Below are 19976 nucleotides of genomic sequence, written 5' to 3'. Positions count from 1 at the left end.
GTGCCGACCCGCCAGGTCGCCTCACGGGCGTAGGCCGCTCGAAGCGGCGTTCATTGGGTCCGGGGGCCATGATGCGGGCCGGCACTGACAAGTTTAACGGATAGTCGCGCCACCGTGTTCCCACCCGCATGACCTGGTCCGATGACCCGCGACCCGTCCGTCCCGCCTGGCCTGGAGACCGCCCGCCCCCGTTGCTCCGCCCGCTCCGTCCACCCGGGGTTCACCCCGCCCCGTCCGTCGGACATCGCCGTGCGGATCCGAGCACTCGGACCACCGTAGGACATACCGGACAGGGATTCCTCCACAGGCCCGCGTGGAGCTCCACTCCGTCGCGGACGACCTGGGCACCCTCCATGGATCCGAGGCCGGCGTGGTCGGGGTCGAGGCATGCTCGCCGGGCACGGTGATAGCCGGGACAGGCGAGCCCGAATCGGGGATGGCGTCGCGTCTGGAGACGAGCGCACCGCCATGAGCGCGTTTGGTGGTTTCGCGATGACGCTTCGTGGGAGACCATCTCCTCGCGAGGGCGCACGGTCGCGGGTCGGGGTCGAAGCCGGTGCGATCAGGCCTTCACGCGGTAGGGGCGGGGTGGCGGAAGCGGGCTTGTGGAAGCGAGGCACGGAAGCCGGACCGAGAGGGACAGGAAAGGGACGAGATCAGGACGAGATCAGGACGAGATGATGGCCGGATCGGGGCGGACACAGGGCAGGAACCGGGTGGTGTCGGGACGGCGCCGGGTGGGTACCGAGGGTCCGTGTGACCGGACCGGGCAGGTCCGGTCGTACCAGCTCTGGCCGCAGCGGGTAGCCTGAGCAGACGGTGACAGAAGGGCCTTTCGGAGGCCGTGAAGTGAGACCGTGGATAGAGGCGAATGGCCCCGTGACAGCACCGACGGTTCCTGCGTCCGGACCTGACTTCGGACCCAACGAATGGCTGGTCTTCGAGATCTACCAACAGTTTCTCGAAGATCCGGAGAGTGTCTCGCCGGAGTGGCGTGAGTTTCTCTCCGACTATCGCCCGACCGTGCCGCCGACGACTCCCGGCGCCACCGGAGCGCCGGCCGACGTCGCGTCGAACGGGGCACCTTCGGGCGGTGAGTCAGCCCACGACATACCCGCCGCCGCGCCGGCACCCGTGAGCACCGCCGGCCCAGCCGCGGCGCCGGCACCCCCGGCCCCCTCGGCCGTCAGCGCGGCTCCGGCCGTCAGCGCGACCGGGGCGCCGACGGCGCCCGCGGCGCCCGCGGCCGCCGCACCGCGCTCGGAGCCGGCGCCCGCCGCGCGGGCCAAGCCCGCGACGAAGCCGGCCGCACCGGCCGCGGCCGCGAAGCCAGCGGCGTCGTCGGGGTCGGTCAGCACCCCGCTCAAGGGGGCTGCGGCCCGCGTCGTCACCAACATGGAGACGTCGCTGCACGTCCCGACCGCCACGTCGGTCCGGGCGTTCCCGGCGAAGCTGCTCGCGGACAACCGGATCGTGATCAACCGGCACCTGGCCCGCTCGAGCGGTGGCAAGGTGTCGTTCACCCACCTCATCGGCTATGCCATGGTGCGGGCGCTGGCTGACCATCCGGCGATGAACGCGTCGTACGCGGAGGTCGACGGCAAGCCCACGCACGTCCAGCCGGAGCATGTGGGGCTTGGCCTCGCGATCGACCTGGTCACCCCGAAGGGGCGCCAGCTCGTCGTCGCGGCGGTGAAGAACACCGAGACCATGGACTTCCGCGACTTCTGGGTCGCGTATGAGGACCTGGTCCGCCGGGCCCGGGCGAACAAGCTGACGATGGACGACTTCACCGGCGTCACGATCAGCCTGACCAACCCGGGTGGTATCGGAACCGCGCACTCGGTGCCGCGGCTGATGCAGGGGCAGGGCACGATCATCGGCGTGGGTGCCATGGAGTACCCGGCCGAGTTCTCCGGGGCGTCCTCGACGACCCTGGCCCGGCTCGCGATCTCCAAGACAATCACGCTGACCAGCACGTACGACCACCGGATCATCCAGGGCGCGCAGTCGGGTGAGTACCTGCGCCGGATGCACCAGCTGCTGCTCGGCCAGGACGGCTTCTACGACGAGGTCTTCCGCTCGCTGCGGGTCCCGTACGAGCCGGTGCGCTGGGTTCCGGACAAGGCAGTGGTGCACGAGGGCGACCTCGACCACAACGCGCGGGTGCTGGAGCTGATCCACGCCTATCGGGTCCGTGGGCACCTGATGGCCGACACGAACCCGCTCGAGTTCGCCATCCGCAGCCACCCCGACCTGGACATCATCAGCCACGGGCTGACGCTGTGGGACCTCGACCGCGAGTTCGCCGTCGGCGGTTTCGCCGGGCAGCGCACCATGTCGCTGCGCGACGTCATGGGGGTGCTGCGCGACTCGTACTGCCGCCGTGTCGGCATCGAGTACATGCACATCCAGGAGCCGGACGAGCGGGCCTGGATCCAGGCGCGGGTGGAACGCTCCGCCGAACGTCCCGACCCGGCCGAACAGCTCTACGTGCTCGAGCGGCTCGGTGCCGCGGAGGCGTTCGAGTCGTTCCTGCAGACGAAGTACGTCGGCCAGCGGCGGTTCTCCCTCGAGGGCGCCGAGTCGACCATCCCCACCCTCGACGAGGTGCTCGACCGGGCCGCCGACGCCGAGATGGACGAGGTCGTCATCGGCATGGCCCACCGTGGCCGGCTCAACGTGCTCGCGAACATCGTCGGCAAGTCCTACCGGCAGATCTTCGACGAGTTCGAGGGCTACCTCGACCCGCAGACCGCGCACGGCTCCGGTGACGTGAAGTACCACCTGGGTGCCGAGGGCGTCTACCGGGCCCGTTCGGAGCGCACGGTGAACGTCTCGGTGGTGGCGAACCCGTCCCACCTGGAGGCCGTCGACCCCGTCACCGAGGGTGTCGTCCGCGCCAAGCAGGACATCCTCGACAAGGGTGTCGCCGGCTTCACCGTGCTGCCCGTGCTGGTGCACGGCGACGCCGCGTTCGCCGGGCAGGGCGTCGTCGCCGAGACGCTGAACCTCTCCCAGCTGCGCGGGTACCGCACCGGCGGCACCATCCACCTGGTCATCAACAACCAGGTCGGGTTCACCACCTCGCCCGAGTCGAGCCGCTCGTCGGTGTACGCCACCGACGTCGCCCGGATGGTGCAGGCGCCGATCTTCCACGTCAACGGGGACGACCCGGAGGCGTGTGTGCGGGTCGCGGCGCTGGCGTTCGAGTACCGCCAGGCGTTCCACAAGGACGTCGTGATCGACCTGGTCTGCTACCGGCGGCGCGGCCACAACGAGATGGACGAGCCGTCGTTCACCCAGCCGCTGATGTACGACACGATCGCCAGCAAGCGTTCGGTGCGCAAGCTCTACACCGAGGCGCTGATCGGCCGCGGGGACATCACCCGTGATGAGGCCGAGGAGGCGATGAAGTCCTACCGGGCGGAACTGGAGAAGGCGTTCGCGCAGACCCGGGACACCACCCCGTCGGGGAACGCGCCGCAGCCGCGGATCGTCACCACTCCGGAGGAGGCCGCCGCGGCCGCCGCCGTGAGCACCGCGGTGCCACTCGAGGCCGTCAAGTGCATCATCGAAACACAGATCACGCTGCCGGACGGCTTCACCGTGCATCCCCGGCTGCGTCCGCAGATCGAACGGCGCGCGCAGATGGTGGAGACCGGTGCGATCGACTGGGCGCTCGCCGAGACGCTCGCCTTCGGCACCCTGCTGCTGGACGGCCGCTCGGTGCGCCTCACCGGGCAGGACAGCCGGCGCGGCACCTTCGGTCAGCGCCACGCCGTCCTCGTCGACCGCAACAGCGCCGAGGACCACACCCCGCTGCGTACCCTGCGTCACGGTCTGAACGGCACCGAGAACCGTGAGGGTGTCGGCACCTTCTACGTCTACGACTCGCTGCTCAGCGAGTTCGCGGCGATGGGCTTCGAGTACGGCTACGCGGTGGTCCGCTCGGACATGCTGGTGCTGTGGGAGGCGCAGTTCGGCGACTTCGCCAACGGCGCCCAGTCGATCATCGACGAGTTCATCACCGCCGGTGAAGCCAAGTGGGGGCAGCGGTCCTCGCTGGTCCTGCTCCTCCCGCACGGCTACGAGGGCCAGGGGCCGGACCACTCCTCGGCCCGCATCGAACGGTTCCTGTCGCTGTGCGCGGACGGCAACATGACCGTGTCGGCCCCGTCGTCGCCGGCCAGCTACTTCCATCTGCTGCGCCGCCAGACACTGTCGCCGGTGCGCCGTCCCATGGTCGTCTTCACCCCGAAGTCGATGCTGCGGGCCAAGGCCGCCACGTCCACCGTCGAGGACCTCACCGGCGGCAGCTGGCAGCCGGTGATCGACGACCCGACGGTCACCGACCCGACGACGGTGCGTCGAGTTCTGCTCACCGCGGGCAAGGTCTTCTACGACCTGGCCGGGGCGCGGAACAAGCACAGCGACCCCCAGCGGTTCGCCCTGCTGCGCGTCGAACAGCTCTACCCGACCCCCGGTCCGGAGCTGGCCACCGTGCTCGAGCGCTACCCGAACGTCACCGATGTCGTCTGGGTGCAGGAGGAGCCGGCGAACCAGGGCGCCTACCCGCACATGGCGCTCAACCTCGCCGAGTCGCTGCCCCGCAACATCCGGTTGCGTCGGGTCTCCCGGCGGGCCGCGGCCGCCCCCGCGTCCGGCTCGTCCCGGGTGCACGAACGCGAGCAGCAGGCTCTCGTCGAAGCCGCCCTCGACGACTGACCCACCGCACACCCGCACGGCACGCACGGCCAGACGGTCGCCGTCCGCTCTCCCCCCGGGAGTGGACGGCGACCGCTCGGCTCTGTGCCCACCGCCACCAGCCCGACGGCCACTGTCTGCTCGGACGGGTCACCGTCCAGCCTGCTGGTGGTCGTCTCCTCGATGGCCGTAGCCTGGTCGGATGGTCAACCGCGTGGCGGGCCAACCGGATGGGAGCACGGATGTACTTCACCGATCGCGGTCTTGAGGAACTGGTCGACCGCCGCGGCGAGGAGACCGTCACCTACGAGGGTCTCGCCGACGCGATGCGGGCGTTCGTCGACGTCCACCCGCAGTTCGAGGAGGCCGTGGAGCGCCTGGCCACCTGGCTCGCCCGCCCCGACGACGACGCCGACCTCTGACCGCGGGCCGGCCCCTGACCGGGGACCTCTCCCCGTCCCGTCAGGGAGTCAGGACGAGTTTGCCGAACACGTCGCCGGCGGCCAGCCGGGCGAAGGCATCCCGGGCCCGCGCCAGCGGCCAGACCTGTTGGACGGGCGGACGGATACCGGTGCGCACCAGCAGCGCCAGCAGATCGACCAGCTCGTCGCGGCTGCCCATCGTGGAGCCGACCACCGACAGCTGCTGGAAGAACACCCGGTTGAGTTCGGCCGGCGGGTTCGGCCCGCTGGTCGCCCCGGAGACGACGATCCGCCCGCCGGGACGCAGCGCACGCAGCGAATGCCCCCAGGTGGCCGCGCCGACGGTCTCGAGCACCGCGTCCACGCGGCGCGGCAGCCGCGCCCCGGACTCGAACACCGCGTCCGCACCGAGCGCCGCCGCCCGCTCCCGCTTCCCGGCGTCCCGTGAGGTGACGAAAACGGTGTGCCCCACGGCCTTGGCGATGAGCACCGCCGCCGTCGACACGCCGCCGCCCGCGCCCTGCACCAGCAGCGTTCCACCGCCCTCAGCCGGCAGCCCCGCCCGCGACACCACCATCCGGTACGCGGTGAGCCACGCCGTCGGCAGGCACGCCGCCTCCTCGAAGGACAGCTCCGGCGGTTTGAGCACCAGGTTGCGCCGCGGCACCGCGACCGCTTCGGCGAGCGTGCCAGGATGCAGCTCGGACAGCAGCGTCCGCCGCGGGTCAAGCGTCTCGTCCCCACCGCCCGCCGCCGGATCGCCGATCACCGCGTGGACGACGACGTCCTCCCCCTCGGGGGTCACGCCGGCGGCATCACAGCCAAGAATCATCGGAAGCCGGTCGGCCGCAAGCCCCACCCCACGAAGGCTGAAGAGATCGTGATGGTTCAGCGAAGCCGCACGCACCCGCACGCTCACCCAGTCCGCCGGCAGGTCCCCCGGATCCGGCTGTTGCCCCACGGACAACGCCGCGAGCGGATCCTCGGGGTCGAGCCGGACTGCGGCGGCGGCAAGCACATCCAGAATCTACGACCGCCACGTCCCCGGCGCGAGCTCCTCCCCCTGGACGCAGGCGAGCTTCTCCCCTTGGACGCGGGCGAACCATCCCCCGTGGATGCGCGCGAACCGTCCACATCGGACGCGCCGCCGAACATGGACAATCCGCCCCGGCGCACGCACCTGACCCGCCGGTGTGTTGAACTCATCGCCGTGCCCACGACCAACGCCGACCCCGCGCACCATCCGGCGGTCAGCCCGTGGTGACCCACAGCGATGACCCGCGTCCCTCCACCGCGGAGTCCACCCCACTCGCCGACCTCGGTACCGGTCCCGTCGGCGACCCTGACGCCAGCCCCGGCGGCGAAGGTGACCTGGCCGGCGCCGGCCGCGGGCGGCGTGGCGGACGGCGCCGGTTGGGCTGGCGGCGGCATCGGGTGGCACCCGCCCCGGAGGCGCCGGTCACGGTCATGGTCGACGGGACCGCGGTCATCACCGTGGCGGCGGCCGACTTCGTCTGCTGCTCCTACCAGGGATGCGGCACGCTGCGCCCACTCGCCGAGGCGGTCGAGCACCGTCCCTGCCCCGGTTGCGGCCGGGTCTGACCGTCCGCCGCCCATTCCGCTCCTCGCCGCCCCCGCGGCGGATCCGACGGGATGTCCCGGGACGGCGGACGGCCGCGGGAACTGGGGCGGATGCCCGGCAGGTCCCGCGGCCGTCGAATGCCCTGTCGCCCCTTTCGGGCGACCTGGCTGAAGAGCGGAAAAGAAGGGGATCGGGGAGAAACGGAAGGGACTAGCGGCGGGCGACGCCGTCCGCGCGAGCGGCGGCGGCCACGGCTGCGGCCACAGCCGGACCCACCCGGGCGTCGAACACGCTCGGGATGATGTGGTCCTCGCTCAGCTCGCCGTCGATCACGGCGGCGAGCGCGTCGGCGGCGGCGAGCTTCATGCCCTCCGTGACCCGGCTGGCCCGCACGTCCAACGCGCCCCGGAAGATGCCGGGGAAGGCGAGCACGTTGTTGATCTGGTTCGGGTAGTCGCTACGGCCGGTCGCGACGATCCGGGCGTACTTGTGGGCGAGCTCCGGGTCGATCTCCGGGTCCGGGTTCGCCATCGCGAAGATGATCGCCTCGGGGGCCATGGTGGCGACGGCCGATTCGGGCACCTTGCCGGAGGACAGGCCGAGGAACACGTCGGCGCCGCCCAGCGCGTCGTTGATCGAGCCGGTCAGGCCGGCACGGTTGGTCTCGGCCGCGAGCGCCGCCTTGACCGAGGTGAGGTTGTCCCGACCCGGGTAGATGATCCCGCGGCTGTCACCGACGGCGATGTCGCCGATGCCGGCGGCCAGCAGGATACGGGTGACGGCGACGCCAGCCGCGCCCGCACCGGACACCACGGCACGCAGGTCGCCGAGGGTGCGCCCGGTCAGCTTCGCGGCGTTCTCCAGGGCGGCGAGGGCCACGATGGCGGTGCCGTGCTGGTCGTCGTGGAAGACGGGGATGTCGACGCGCTCCTGCAACAGCCGCTCGATGGCGAAGCAGCGGGGCGCGGAGATGTCCTCGAGGTTGATGCCGCCGAAACTGGGGGCCAGCCGCACCACGGTGTCGACGATCTGCTCGACGTCGGTGCAGTCCAGCGCGATCGGCACGGCGTCAACCCCACCGAACTGCTTGAACAGCGCAGCCTTGCCCTCCATCACCGGCAGGGACGCGGCCGGGCCGATGTCACCGAGACCGAGCACGGCGGTGCCGTCGGTCACCACCGCGACGGTGTTGGCCCGCCAGGTGTACTCGTCCGCGAGGGCGGGAGCCTCGGCGATCGCGGTGCAGACCCGCGCCACGCCGGGGGTGTAGGCGAGTGAGAGGTCCTCGCGGTTGTCCAGCGGCACGGTGAGGGCGATCCCGATCTTTCCGCCGCGGTGCAGCGCGAAGGCGGGGTCGTCGTCGGACGGCCGGGGGCTGACCGCGGCGAGATCCGCCGGGGCGCTGGTGGGAAGAGTCGAGTGGTCAGTGGTTGCGGTCACGGAGGCTGCTCCTCGGACAAGCCGGCGGTGGACCCGCTGGGGCGGTCGTGGTCCCTTTACCGGGGCCGCGGCTACAGGTCGCCCGCCCTGGCTGCGTGCGTCGTCCACGCAGAAGGCGAGCCTGAGTCGTCCCACCTCATGATGTGAGACAGGACAGGGACCGGGGGGTGGCCCGGGGGTAGGTCCAATATGGCACGCGGACCGCCGCCGTACGCGTGGACGCATCGCTGGGCAGGCTGCCAGCGAGGCCGTGGCGAGGGTGTTCGGACCGGTGCCGGCACAGCGGGCGTCGATACACACGCTGTCGACGCTGGCGGGGCTTTCGACACGGGATGGACGGCCAGCAGACGCACATCGCAGGACAGCCGACGCACATCGGCGAGGCACGGCACTCCCATGTCTCCCACCCGAAGCAACGGTGACGCGGTCGGAAATCATCCGGGAGACCCGGATGCCAGCCAGGTCAACGCCGCCAGAAGCCGGGAATCATTGGTGCATATCGGCGCCCCTCTGCATAGCTAGAGGATAGCTGTCGGGGTCTCCGGAAGCCCGTGATCGCCGCTCGCCGAATGCTCATCGGTGGCCCGCGGATCAGCCCGCGGGCTGATCCGCGGGCCACCGATCCGACCATCCACCCCGATATTCACGCAGATCAGCGGCATGATCGCGGAATCGGGGCGGGCGGGAGTCCGGTGCGGACCCCGGTGGCCGCGCGCCGCGAGGTCTTCACCACGGCGCAAAGAACAATCGACCAGCCGGAATCCGGATGTTCGCGTGCGCGACGCCCGGGTCGCCCGCCCGTTCCAGCCGGGCGACCCGAAGTACCAGCCCAGAGCGTGGATGACGACGCCGGACGAAACCGGGACAGCCGGCCATGACCCGGCCGCGACCGGGCGATGACCGCGCCGTGGCGCGTAGCCGGGCCGGTGCCGGCCCCACACCTACGAGCGCCGACGCCCGCCGGGGCGACGCGGACCGGGCCAGGCACGACACGCAGCGTCGCGGCCGGCGCCGGCATCCCACCAGCCGAGCCAGCCGTGCGCAAGCGCCACACCTGGCCGCCAACGCGTCCGGGCGGTGCGGTGCGGCCTGCGGGGACACGTCCGAGCGAACCGGTACCGTCCCAGTGGTGGAGATCAGCGAACTATCGGTCCCCGACGCCTGGGTGTTCACCCCGCGTCAGCACTCCGACAGCCGCGGGACCTTCCTGGAGTGGTTCCGCTCCGATGCGCTGACCGAGGCGGTCGGGCATCCGCTGGCGCTGTCGCAGGCCAACCACAGCGTCAGCCGCAGCGGGACGTTGCGTGGCGTGCACTACGCACAGGTACCACCGGGTCAGGCGAAGTACGTGACCTGTATGCGCGGCCAGGTACTCGACTGCGTCGTGGACATCCGCACCGGTTCGCCGACCTTCGGCGCTTTCGACGCCGTCCTGCTCGACGATGTGGACCGCCGTGGGCTGTACGTCGCCGAGGGACTGGGGCATGCGTTCATAGCCCTCACCGACGACGCGGCGATCAGCTATCTGTGTTCGGCGCCGTACACCCCGGGCCGGGAGCATGGCATTCATCCCCTTGACCCGGATCTCGACCTCCCCTGGCCAGCCGAGATCACACCCCTGCTCTCGGAGAAGGACGCAGCGGCGCCCACGCTGCGCGAGGCCGAAGCCGCGGGCCTGCTGCCGACCTACGCCGAGTGCCAGGAGTTCTACGCCCTGCTGCGGTCCGGCCACGCACTCGGCGCAGCCAGCGCGTCGAGGGGCACCGGGGCCGGAGCCTCGGGTGCGGGCGCCACGGCGGGCGCGGGTGCCGGCGGCGCTCGTTGATCCGGGCGGCGCGGCCGGCGGACGTCCCCGCCATCCTGGCGCTGGTGCGCGCCCTCGCAGCCTACGAACGGGAGCCGGACGCGGTCGCGATGACCGTGGACGACCTGCACCAGGCCCTGTTCGGCCCCACCCCGAGCGCCTCCTGCCTGGTCGCCACGGCGGACATCACCGCGGACAGCACGGCGGGCGGTCCGTCCGCGCCGGTGGTGGGGTTCGCGATCTGGCATCAGACGTTCTCCACCTGGACCGGGCAGGCCGGCATGTACCTGGTGGACCTGTTCGTGCGGCCGGAGCACCGACGCGGCGGCCACGGCCGTGGCCTGCTCGCGGCGCTCGCCGAGATCTGCGTGCGACGGGGACTGCGGCGTCTGGAGTGGGCCGTGCTCGACTGGAACACCCCGGCGCAGGAGTTCTACCGCTCGCTGGCCGCCGGCCCGATGAACGGCTGGACGACGTGGCGCCTCGACGGCGACGCCCTGCGCGCCCTGGCCATTCCCACCTGATCCGTCCGTTCACGGGCGGATGCGACCCTCCCCGTTCGGGCCCACCCGGGTTGGGGTGGACGAACCTTTCGATCACCCGACCTGCGGCACCCCCCGACGGCTGGGTACGGTGGAGGCGATGGCCAACGCTGGCCGCCGACGCGGGTACCCGGTACGGACATGAGGGACATCACGACCGTCCGGGTGGCGATTTACCGCGTCGGCTGGCGGGAAGACCATCACCCGCACCATGACTGATCACCCGGCTTCGGCCACCGCGAGGACAGCACTCCTCGCTCTACGCAGGCTCTTTGGGGGTAGGAACGTGGATCCGACGCCTTCGTCCGGCGGCGCGGAGATCTCCGACACCATCGACGGCCCCACCGCCCACTCCGGCGGCCTGCGCGACGTCGTCGCGCTGACGCTGCCCGCGGCCAGCGCATATCTGACGGTGCTTCGCACGGCGACGGCGTCGCTCGCGGCCCGGCTCGACTTCACCCTCGACGACATCGAGGACCTGCGGATCGCCGTCGACGAGGCGTGCGCGCTGCTTCTCGTCTCGGCGGTGCCAGGCTCGTCGCTGGACTGCACGTTCACGCTGTCGCCGGGTGTCATGCACGTGCTGGTCACGGTCGAGAGCCTCGACCGTGAGCCGCCATCGGAGGACACCTTTGCCTGGACGGTGCTCAAGGCCCTCGCCGGCGACGTCGAGACCTTCACCGGTCCCGGCTCGAAGGTGAGCATCACGCTGCAGAAGCGTCAAGGGGTCCGGGCTGATCTCGGTGAGCCGCCCGCCGGGCACGTCCGCGGTTCCGGCGCGGCCAATGCGACTCCACTGAGTGACGCAGTAGGTACGCCATGACATCAACCGGGAGAACTCCAACTCCACCCCGGACGGCACCCAACCAGGCCGGGCCCACCGACCCGGTCGCCTCACTCAGCCAGCGGGCGGGCACGGTCGACGAGCATCCCGACGCTCCGCTGCGCGCCGGACTGCCCACCGCCGCCACCAGCGGCCACGGCGGTACCAGCCATGACGGTGCCGGCCATGACGGTGCCGACCATGACGGTGCCAGCCATGACGGTGCCAGCCACAGCGTTGCCGGCCATGACAGTGGCACCGCTGTGGGTGCCACGGCCCAGGCCGCGGGCCCCGACAGCGCGCTCGGGCACCCAGCCACCATCGGTGGTCAGGCCAGCGGCAGCGGCACGACCACCGGCGCGCCGACCAGCGGCGGCGCTACCGACGCCGCCGTCACCGACAGCGACCCGTCGGCCGGCGGCAACGCCGACAGCACCGGCGCTGCGGCGCCGAGCGAGACCGCGAGCGCCACCACCACCGAGCGGACCCACTCGCCCGACCGTGCGCTCGCCCGGGCGCTGTTCGTCCGGCTCGCCTCACTGCCCGAGGGCGACGCCGAGCGGGCCGCTCTGCGCGACCAGCTCGTGCGGATGCACCTGCCACTGGTCGAGTACCTCGCCCGCCGGTTCCGTAACCGCGGCGAGCCACTCGACGACCTCGTCCAGGTCGCCACCATCGGTCTGATCAAGTCGGTGGACCGGTTCGACCCCGAGCGCGGCGTGGAGTTCTCCACCTACGCCACACCCACGATCGTCGGCGAGATCAAGCGGCACTTCCGGGACAAGGGCTGGGCGATCCGCGTGCCCCGCCGGCTGCAGGAGCTCAAGCTCTCGCTGACCAAGGCCACCTCGGAGCTGTCACAGACCCTCGGCCGCTCACCGACGGTGAGCGAGATCGCGCGGCATCTGCAGATGACCGAGGAAGAGGTGCTCGAGGGCCTGGAGTCGGCCAACGCCTACTCCGCGGTCTCCCTCGACGCACCGGACTCCGGCGACGACGAGGCGCCCGCCGTGGCGGACACCCTCGGCGTCCAGGACGAGTCGCTCGAGGGGGTCGAGTACCGCGAGTCCCTCAAGCCGCTGCTGGAGAAGCTCCCACCACGGGAGAAACGGATCCTGCTGCTGCGGTTCTTCGGCAACATGACCCAGTCGCAGATCGCCACCGAGCTCGGCATCTCCCAGATGCACGTCTCCCGGCTGCTCGCCCGCACCCTGGCCCAGCTACGCCGCGGCCTGCTCGAGGACAGCTGAGTCACCAGCCGATCCCCGAGCCCGAGCCGCTTCCGCCCGCGTTCACGGGCGCCGCTGCCCGGGCCGCGGCGGAAGATCATCCGCCCGCGGCGGGGTGCCGCTGGGGTCATCCTGCTCGGACGGCCCGAACCCGGCCGCGGCGAGCAGCGCGACCACGATCACCAGCGGAACGACGATCAGCGCCACACCATAGGTGTATTCGCCGGCCTGGATGAGACCCCAGCCGACCGGTAGACACAGCAGCTGCACGACGAGGGTCGGGGAGCGAAACGACCCGCTGCGGCGCAGCACTCCGACGGCCAGCGCGGCGACCCCGGCGCCGCCGAGCAGCGCCAGCAGGCCGCCCATCTCCGCCCGGGTGACATCGTCGATACCCGAACCGAACCCCCGCAGGACCTGCAGTACGCCCAGCGCCAGCAGCGTGAGCGCCTCCAGGGCGAGCAGCAGACTCGCGATTCGCGCCGGCACCGGAGCGCTCCGTGCCGCCGCGCGCAGTCCATCCAGATGACCCAGGGCGGGACGCCGCTGCCCGTCGCTGCTCGAACCCATACTGCGACACTATGCCGTAGGTCGCCCGCACCGGTCGCCGCGCCGGTGGCCTGTTCGGGGTGGCGCACGTCCGGGAAGTTCCGTCGATGTGAGAGTTTTCCCAGCCGACGCCTGACCTGGGTGGACGGACTACGGTAGAGGCATGCGAGGGCTGCTGGTCGTCAACCCCGTCGCGACCACCACAACCGAACGTGTTCGGGATGTCCTCGCTGCCGCGCTCGCCGCGGATCTCGCTCTGGACATCATCCCCACCAAGGGCCGGGGCCACGGGGTGGAACTTGGGGCGCGGGCGGTCGAACTCGGCGTTGATGTGGTGATCGCCCTGGGTGGCGACGGTACCGTCAACGAGATCGTCAACGGTCTGCTGCAGAACGGCCCGGTGGCCGACGGCCCGGCCTTCGCGGTCGTCCCCGGCGGGAGCACCAATGTGTTCGTCCGCGCGCTCGGCTACTCCTCGTCCCCGGTCGAGGCGACCGGCGAGCTGCTGAACGCCCTGCGGGAGGGCCGTAGCCGGCGGATCAGCATCGGTCACGCCGAGTTCGGCGAACAGAGCCGCTGGTTCAGCTTCTGCTTCGGAGTCGGGCTCGACGCGCGCGTGGTGGAGCGGGTCGAGGCCAAGCGCAGCGGTGGCCGCCGCAACAGTTCCGGTCTGTTCCTGCGCGCGGCCGCTGCCCAGCTGCTCAGCGGTGCCGGCCGCCGCGCCCCCGTCCTCGAGTTGGAGACGACACCCGCCCACTCCCCCGGCTCCGCCGCCCGCCGTCAGGCGCAGGCCGACGAGAGTGCGGCGACCGCCGAGGCCGACGACCGGGACGCGCGGATCACCCTCGGGCTGGTCTGCAACACCCGCCCGTGGACCTACCTCGAGCAGCGACCCGTCCTCGCCTGCCCGCAGGCCTCGTTCGACACCGGCCTGGATCTGCTCGCGTTGCGCCGGGTCCGCACGTCCGCGGTGCTGCGCACCGGGCGGCAGATGCTCGCCGAGGGCCGCGGACCGCACGGGCGCAACGTGGTGAGCCAACACGACAGGGCGACGATCCACTTCCGCTCGGACGAGCCGGCGCCCATCCAGATGGACGGCGAGTACCTGGGCGAAAGCAGCGACATCCGCCTCACCCATCATCCGCGGGCCCTGCGCGTCATCGCCTGACCCTCCCCACCAGGCGGATCCCTCCCACCAGGCTCATCAGCCCCACCAGGCTCATCAGCCCCGCCGGCCGCGGGCCGAGAGCGGAACTACTCGGTCAGGGCCGCGCGCACCCCCACCGGATCGTCACAGATCGCCCCGGACACCCCGGCGTCGTGCAGCGCGCGGGCCTCGGTGGGACCGGTCACCGTCCACACCACCAGCCGGATGCCGGCCGCGCGGGCCCGGGCGACCGCCGCCGGGCCGTGTGAGCCGCCCGAGCCAAGCACCGCGCTGGTGTGTGCGTGCAGTTCGGCGTGGCCGGCGGACTGGACGTAGGTGAGCCCGCCGCCCACCGACATCCGCGGCATGGTGAGAAACGCCGTGGTGACGGCGAGCTCGGCATCCCGGACGGCCTCGATCGCGAACCAGTCGAACGAGGAGACGGTGATGCCGCCCCTGCCGGCGTCGAGGTCGGCCGGGCCCGGGCGGGCACCGGTGTGACCGCGGGCGCGCAGCACGTCGACGAGGGCGCGCGCGGTGCGTTCGCGGGGGGCGTCGAAGTCCGGCTGGCCGGGCTGGTTCTTGATCTCGCAGATCAGGCGCCCGCGGCCCGCCCAGGCGTCGAGGACCTCGTCGAGCAACGGGATGCCATGGGCCCGCAGAGCCGCGGTCGACTGGCGGATGACCGCGCGACCCACCGGACGCGACAGCCGGGCGTCATGCACACAGACCAGGTCGCCGTCGGCGCTGCGGCGAACATCGACCTCGACGCCGTCGACACCGGCCCGCAGCGCGGCGTCCACGGCCTCGACCGTGTTCTCCGGACCTGGAACCCTACTACCTCGATGACCGAGTACCTCCATGGGCCCAACCCTGCCATCCGCGCCCAGGACGTGTGTCGCGGCAGGCTGGACACCCGGCGCCGGTCGCCCCTCAGGGTCCCCCACATGCACCGGGCGGACGGCCGATGCCGAGATGGCATTTTCCGCCCGCTCCAGGGCCTCTCAGTGGCCCTCTCCGGCCCGCCCAGAGCGCCCCTGACGCCGCGACAACCCCTGGCAACCAGTACTTATGTCCCGACTGCATGCTGGGGAGAAGTGTCGCCGTGCGTGGCCCATCTGTGTCCCTGCCGGACAAGTGCAGGCCAGGGAGGGTGTGAAGACGCTTGCAGGTTCTTGCGCCCCTGCCCGTTCCGGTGGGAGGGTGGCGAATGTCCGTGGTGGATGCACGTGCACCTGGACTTACCGACCGCCAGGAACCCGCTCTACGGCTCGCCGTCGGGCCGAGCAGACATCCTGCTCGTCCGAATTTCATCCGCGGCACAACCGTAGCGGCTCGCAAAGCGTCTCATGTGCAGTGTGGCCCGAGACGAGAGAGGGAGTTGGACGCATGGACTGGCGCCACAGAGCGCTCTGCCGTGACGAGGATCCCGAGCTCTTCTTCCCGATCGGTACTACCGGTCCGGCGGAACGCCAGGTCGAAGAGGCAAAGGCCGTCTGCGCGCGGTGTGCAGTCACTAGTGACTGTCTGAACTGGGCAATGGACACCGGGCAGGACTCCGGAGTCTGGGGTGGACTGAGCGAGGATGAGCGCCGAGCGCTCAAGCGCCAGGTCCGCCTTCGGGTTCGGACTGCCTGACCGCACCATCCCCGGTGGCCCTGTGCCACGGAACGGGGTGCACCATCCACCCGCGTCGGATCCCCGACATCCGCCCGCGGCGACCTCTGAGCGTCGGAACGCATCGGTTTCATACCGACCGACCCCAGCGGCTCCCGCATGACGTCAGGCCACGTGGCGCGCCCCCGCGCCGACGAGACTGGCAGCAACATCGGCCGTTCTGTCCACGCGTCCGCCGCAGTGATGCGGCGCGACGCGGGCGGAGCGGCCGTATCGCTTTGTGCCCCTGTTACTCCCGCTGATGTTCCACCCGCCGGTGCCGTAACCGCCGGTGCTGTGCTCGCCGGTGCTGTGCTCGCCGGTGCCAGGCCACTCGCCGACGCCGGACTGTGGGCCAGCTCTGGCTGGTTCACCGAGCGCGCCCCGGTGGAGCGGGAACGCCGGGGTACACCGCGCGAAGCGGAGCCTGTGACGAAGGCCACGGCCACGGCTCCCGCGCGTAGGCATGGCATAGCGCCACACCGACCGCGAACGAGGGACACGGCTTGGGGATACCCGCCATTCGCACCCCCAAACACTCAACTTTCAGAAAGTGGGATCGACAGCAACGCCTCGGTGCCGCACTTCGGCCCCGCCTGGAGCCGGATGGTGCCGTGCATCTCACCGAGCACCAGCTGGCGCACGATCTGCAACCCCAGCCGGGGCGAGTGCTCGAGCTGGAAGTCATCCGGCAGGCCGGCGCCGTCATCGGCGACGACGACATCGAGCCGACCGGTCGAGCGCTGCACGCGGATCTCGATCGAACCCGCCGATCCATCGAACGCATGTTCTACAGCATTCTGCAGAAGCTCCGAGAGCACAAGGGCCAGCGGCGTGGCGAGCTCGCCGGGAAGGTGCCCGAACGAACCGGAGCGGCGGGTGTTCGCCCGCGCCCCGGTGGACGCCAGGTCCACCGTCACCGAGGTGATCTGGTCGGCGATCTCGTCGAAGGGGACGCTCTCTCCCAGGCTCTGCGACAGCGTCTCGTGCACGACCGCGATCGAGGTCACCCGCCGCACCGACTCGCGCAGCGCCGCTCGGGCCTCATCCACCTTCGTCCGACGCATCTGCAGGCGTAGCAGCGCGGCCACGGTCTGCAGGTTGTTCTTGACCCTGTGATGGATCTCACGGATCGTCGCGTCCTTGCTGAGCAGCATCGCCTCGCGTCGACGCAGTTCCGAGACGTCCCGCACGAGGACCAGCACCTCCCGGGTCGCCCCGGGGAACAGCGGGATCGCACGCAGCAGCACCACCGTGCTGCCGACCGCCGCCTCGACCTCGACCGGCCGACGCCGTCCGATCGCATGCCACACCGCGGGGGTCGTCGCCGGCAGGTTCAGCGCCCGGTGCACCGTGCGCAGATCCTCACCGGTGACGTTGCCGGTGTACCCGAGGCGGCGATAGGCCGACAGCGCGTTGGGACTGGCGAAGATGACCTTGCCGGCACCGTCGAGACGCATCATCCCGTCGCCCACCCGCGGCGACTCCGGCAGCTCCGCCGAACTGCCCCGGAACGGGAACGCGCCTTCGGCGATCATGAGCGCCAGGTTGTTGGCACCTTGCAGGTAGGACGATTCCAGGTCGCTCGGCGTGCGCGGATTGACCAGGTTGGTGTCCCGGGCGAGCACCGCGATGATCTCGTTGCCGTGGCGCACCGGGATCGCCTCGGTACGCACCGGCACCCCGCCGTCCCACTCCGGCTCGCCCTCGCGGGCGATGCGGTTCTCCCGCCAGGCGTTCTGCACCACCCAGCGGTTGATGACGACGCTGCCGACCTCGTCGTTGTGGTAGGCGGTCGGCCCGGTCGTCGGCCGCACCTGGGCCACCACCAGAAACTCGGTACCGCTGGTGTGACCACCACGACCCGAGGCCGAACCTGAACGGACGGGCACGAGCAGCAGCAGATCGGCGAACGACAGGTCGGCGAGCAACGCCCAGTCCGCGACGAGCGCGGCCAGGTGGTCGATGTCGTCGTCGCTGAGGTCCGTGCTCGCGCGCAGCATGTCGGCGAGGGTTCCCACGGGCTGCACACTGCCAGACCGGTGAGTGTTGTGAGCTGGCGGGCACCCACATGCACCCCGGACGCGCCGTACGCTCGCCGTCGTGACCCTCGACGAAGCACCCGCGCAGGCCGGGCCGCTGGCTCCGTCACAGGCCGGGCCGCTGGCCTGGCTGGCCGACCACGCCGAGGCCCGCCGGGCCGCCGGGCTGCGCCGCGAACTCCGTCCGCGTACCGCCGGGCGGCCCGCGTCCGACGCCGTGCGGGTGGATCTGGCCGGCAACGACTACCTCGGTCTTGGCCGACACCCCGCCGTCGTGGCGGCCGCGGTCCGCGCAGTACGTGACTGGGGCGCGGGTTCCACCGGAAGTCGCCTGGTCACCGGGTCAACCACGCTGCACACCGACCTGGAGCAGGCCCTGGCCGCGCACATGGGATTCGCGGCGGCGCTGGTGTTCTCCTCCGGCTACACCGCCAACCTCGGCGTTCTGACCGCCCTCGCCGGCCCCGGCGACCTCATCGTGTCGGACGCGCTCAACCACGCCTCGATCGTGGACGCCTGCCGGCTGTCCCGAGCCCAGGTGGTGATCACCCCGCACGGTGAGACGGCAGCCGTCGCCGCGGCGCTGGGAGCCGGCGGCTGGCGACGGGCGATCGTCGTCACCGAGTCGGTGTTCTCCGCCGACGGTGACGCCGCCGACCTGCTCGCCCTGCACGACACCGCCCGGGCCCACGGCGCGCTGCTGGTTGTCGACGAGGCGCACGGCCTGGGAGTCGTCGGCCCGGGCGGCGGTGGCGCGGTGCACGCCGCCGGGCTCGCCGCGGAGCCGGACGTGGTGGCCACCGCGACCCTGTCCAAGGCGCTCGGCGGCCTCGGCGGTGCCGTACTGGGTTCCACGGCGCTGCGCGACCATCTCGTCGACACCGCCCGGTCCTTCATCTTCGACACCGGACTCGCCCCGGCGAACGTCGGCGCGGCACTGGCCGCACTCGACCAGCTGCGGGCCCAACCGGAACTGGCCGAGACGGTCCGGGCACACGCGCGTCACCTCGCCGAGCTCACCGGCGCGCCGACCCCGGCCGGGGCGGTCGTCTCGGTGATCCTCGGTGAACCCGAGACGGCGCTGGCCGCCGCCGCGGCCTGCCGGGCCAGCGGCGTCGCCGTGGGCTGCTTCCGTCCGCCCACCGTCCCCGCCGGCACCAGCCGGCTACGCGTGGCGGCCCGAGCCGACCTCACCGCGACCGACCTGGCCCAGGTCCGCGAGGCCTTCGCCGCCGCCGGCATCCTCGCGCGGGTCCCATGAGCGTCCTGGTCGTCACCGGCACCGGCACCGAGATCGGCAAGACCGTCGTCACCGCCGCCGTCGCCGCCCTCGCGTCCGACCGGGGCCGCTCGGTCGCCGTGGTCAAACCCGCGCAGACCGGCCTCCCACCCGGTGCACCCGGCGACGTGGACCTCGTCGCCGCGCTCAGCGGCGTCCGCGACGTCCACGAGGGAGCCCGTTACCCGGACCCGCTCGCACCGGCGACCGCCGCCCGCCGGGCGGGACTGCCCGCTGTCGACCTCGGCGACGTCCGCGCCCATCTCGACAAGCTCGCCGCCCACCGCGACCTGGTGCTCGTCGAGGGTGCCGGCGGTCTGCTGGTGCGTTTCGACGAGCACGGCAGCACCGTCGCAGACCTCGCCCAGCAGCTGCGCGCGCCGGTGCTCGTCGTCGTGTCGGCCGGGCTCGGTACGCTCAACACCACGGCGCTGACCCTCGAGGCACTTGCCCACCGCGGGCTCGAACTCGCCGGTGTGGTGGTCGGCTCCTGGCCGGCCGACCCCGATCTGGCCTGCCGCGGCAACCTGGCCGACCTCGCGAGTCTCGCCGGCCGTCCGGTGGCCGGTGCGATCCCGGCCGGCGCCGGCCTGCTGACCCCAGCCGACTTCCTCGCCACCGCCCGCCGCTCACTGGAACCGTCACTCGGCGGCACCTTCCGCGCACAGGACTTCCAGAACAGTCACCCAATGTGATGTACAGCACGTGTCGAGTGCTGAACGTGCGCGATGTCGCGTCCAAAAGGGGAACACCA

16 protein-coding genes are annotated in these 19976 nt (G+C 71.6%); 11 read left to right on the top strand and 5 right to left on the bottom strand.

All coding sequences use genetic code 11. The annotated features are described in order from the left end of the window. Window positions 1-879 precede the first annotated feature (879 nt). Both MXD59_RS08455 and MXD59_RS08450 read left to right on the top strand, forming a co-directional pair. On the top strand, window positions 880-4728 hold the full coding sequence (locus tag MXD59_RS08455) for a multifunctional oxoglutarate decarboxylase/oxoglutarate dehydrogenase thiamine pyrophosphate-binding subunit/dihydrolipoyllysine-residue succinyltransferase subunit (RefSeq protein WP_248824193.1): 3849 nt from the start codon (window positions 880-882) through the stop codon (window positions 4726-4728). Between the two features lie 221 nt (window positions 4729-4949). Then, a complete protein-coding gene (locus MXD59_RS08450; RefSeq protein WP_163547123.1) occupies window positions 4950-5129 on the top strand; it encodes a DUF6104 family protein in 180 nt (59 codons plus the stop codon). A 40-nt stretch (window positions 5130-5169) separates the two neighbouring features. Here MXD59_RS08450 and MXD59_RS08445 read toward each other — a convergent pair whose 3' ends face one another. Beyond that, window positions 5170-6147 (bottom strand): zinc-binding dehydrogenase, encoded by a 978-nt coding sequence (locus MXD59_RS08445; protein WP_248824192.1) that lies wholly within the window; start codon window positions 6145-6147, stop codon window positions 5170-5172. Window positions 6148-6386: 239 nt separating this feature from the next. Between MXD59_RS08445 and MXD59_RS08440 the strand changes: the two genes are divergently transcribed. Then, window positions 6387-6731: a hypothetical protein gene (locus MXD59_RS08440; RefSeq protein ID WP_248824191.1), complete on the top strand. Its 345-nt coding sequence runs from the start codon at window positions 6387-6389 to the stop codon at window positions 6729-6731. A 190-nt stretch (window positions 6732-6921) separates the two neighbouring features. Here the strand turns inward: MXD59_RS08440 and MXD59_RS08435 are convergent, their stop codons facing one another. Then, window positions 6922-8151: an NAD(P)-dependent malic enzyme gene (locus MXD59_RS08435; protein ID WP_308301672.1), complete on the bottom strand. Its 1230-nt coding sequence runs from the start codon at window positions 8149-8151 to the stop codon at window positions 6922-6924. Between the two features lie 1129 nt (window positions 8152-9280). Here MXD59_RS08435 and rfbC point away from each other — a divergent pair. From rfbC to MXD59_RS08415, 4 genes are all read left to right on the top strand, one after another. Continuing rightward, entirely contained in the window at window positions 9281-9976 is a 696-nt protein-coding gene (rfbC, locus tag MXD59_RS08430) for a dTDP-4-dehydrorhamnose 3,5-epimerase (protein WP_248824190.1), read from the top strand. Next, the gene (locus MXD59_RS08425) at window positions 9973-10479 is read left to right on the top strand and encodes a GNAT family N-acetyltransferase (RefSeq protein ID WP_248824189.1); all 507 of its coding nucleotides are present in this window, start codon (window positions 9973-9975) and stop codon (window positions 10477-10479) included. Before rfbC ends, MXD59_RS08425 begins: the two co-directional genes overlap by 4 nt. A 304-nt stretch (window positions 10480-10783) precedes the next feature. Next, on the top strand, window positions 10784-11320 hold the full coding sequence (locus MXD59_RS08420) for an anti-sigma factor (RefSeq protein WP_248824188.1): 537 nt from the start codon (window positions 10784-10786) through the stop codon (window positions 11318-11320). Next, window positions 11317-12570 (top strand): RNA polymerase sigma factor SigF, encoded by a 1254-nt coding sequence (locus tag MXD59_RS08415; RefSeq protein WP_248824187.1) that lies wholly within the window; start codon window positions 11317-11319, stop codon window positions 12568-12570. Before MXD59_RS08420 ends, MXD59_RS08415 begins: the two co-directional genes overlap by 4 nt. A 42-nt stretch (window positions 12571-12612) precedes the next feature. Here the strand turns inward: MXD59_RS08415 and MXD59_RS08410 are convergent, their stop codons facing one another. Continuing rightward, window positions 12613-13119 (bottom strand): hypothetical protein, encoded by a 507-nt coding sequence (locus MXD59_RS08410; RefSeq protein WP_248824186.1) that lies wholly within the window; start codon window positions 13117-13119, stop codon window positions 12613-12615. A gap of 142 nt (window positions 13120-13261) precedes the next feature. Here MXD59_RS08410 and MXD59_RS08405 point away from each other — a divergent pair, with 142 nt between their 5' ends. After that, window positions 13262-14266 carry a diacylglycerol/lipid kinase family protein gene (locus MXD59_RS08405; protein WP_248824185.1) on the top strand — a complete coding sequence of 335 codons (1005 nt, stop codon included), beginning with the start codon at window positions 13262-13264 and terminating at the stop codon, window positions 14264-14266. A gap of 86 nt (window positions 14267-14352) precedes the next feature. Here the strand turns inward: MXD59_RS08405 and MXD59_RS08400 are convergent, their stop codons facing one another. Continuing rightward, the gene (locus tag MXD59_RS08400; RefSeq protein WP_248824184.1) at window positions 14353-15108 is read right to left on the bottom strand and encodes a glycerophosphodiester phosphodiesterase; all 756 of its coding nucleotides are present in this window, start codon (window positions 15106-15108) and stop codon (window positions 14353-14355) included. Between the two features lie 526 nt (window positions 15109-15634). On the opposite strand from MXD59_RS08400, the gene MXD59_RS08395 reads away from it, so the two are divergent. Further along, the gene (locus MXD59_RS08395) at window positions 15635-15883 is read left to right on the top strand and encodes a WhiB family transcriptional regulator (RefSeq protein WP_163547139.1); all 249 of its coding nucleotides are present in this window, start codon (window positions 15635-15637) and stop codon (window positions 15881-15883) included. 557 nt (window positions 15884-16440) lie between these two features. On the opposite strand, the gene MXD59_RS08390 is transcribed toward MXD59_RS08395, so the two are convergent. Next, the gene (locus MXD59_RS08390; protein ID WP_175084378.1) at window positions 16441-17904 is read right to left on the bottom strand and encodes a sensor histidine kinase; all 1464 of its coding nucleotides are present in this window, start codon (window positions 17902-17904) and stop codon (window positions 16441-16443) included. Between the two features lie 100 nt (window positions 17905-18004). On the opposite strand from MXD59_RS08390, the gene MXD59_RS08385 reads away from it, so the two are divergent. Together MXD59_RS08385 and bioD are read left to right on the top strand one after the other, a co-directional pair. Continuing rightward, window positions 18005-19204 (top strand): 8-amino-7-oxononanoate synthase, encoded by a 1200-nt coding sequence (locus MXD59_RS08385; protein ID WP_248824183.1) that lies wholly within the window; start codon window positions 18005-18007, stop codon window positions 19202-19204. Next, a complete protein-coding gene (gene bioD, locus MXD59_RS08380; RefSeq protein WP_248824182.1) occupies window positions 19201-19917 on the top strand; it encodes a dethiobiotin synthase in 717 nt (238 codons plus the stop codon). Before MXD59_RS08385 ends, bioD begins: the two co-directional genes overlap by 4 nt. The last annotated feature ends 59 nt before the right edge of the window (window positions 19918-19976 follow it).

Source organism: Frankia umida (genome assembly GCF_023242945.1).
Lineage (GTDB): Bacteria > Actinomycetota > Actinomycetes > Frankiales > Frankiaceae > Frankia > Frankia umida.
The sequence above is the reverse complement of the archived record's forward strand: the minus strand, read 5'-3'. Positions and strand labels throughout refer to the sequence as shown.

Coding starts and splice junctions, on each gene's coding strand:
- MXD59_RS08450 (WP_163547123.1), top strand. CDS start 4,950: ATGTACTTCACCGATCGCGGTCTTGAGGAACTGGTCGACCGCCGCGGC.
- MXD59_RS08415 (WP_248824187.1), top strand. CDS start 11,317: ATGACATCAACCGGGAGAACTCCAACTCCACCCCGGACGGCACCCAAC.
- MXD59_RS08410 (WP_248824186.1), bottom strand. CDS start 13,119: ATGGGTTCGAGCAGCGACGGGCAGCGGCGTCCCGCCCTGGGTCATCTG.
- MXD59_RS08405 (WP_248824185.1), top strand. CDS start 13,262: ATGCGAGGGCTGCTGGTCGTCAACCCCGTCGCGACCACCACAACCGAA.
- MXD59_RS08400 (WP_248824184.1), bottom strand. CDS start 15,108: ATGGAGGTACTCGGTCATCGAGGTAGTAGGGTTCCAGGTCCGGAGAAC.
- MXD59_RS08395 (WP_163547139.1), top strand. CDS start 15,635: ATGGACTGGCGCCACAGAGCGCTCTGCCGTGACGAGGATCCCGAGCTC.
- MXD59_RS08390 (WP_175084378.1), bottom strand. CDS start 17,904: ATGCTGCGCGCGAGCACGGACCTCAGCGACGACGACATCGACCACCTG.
- bioD (WP_248824182.1), top strand. CDS start 19,201: ATGAGCGTCCTGGTCGTCACCGGCACCGGCACCGAGATCGGCAAGACC.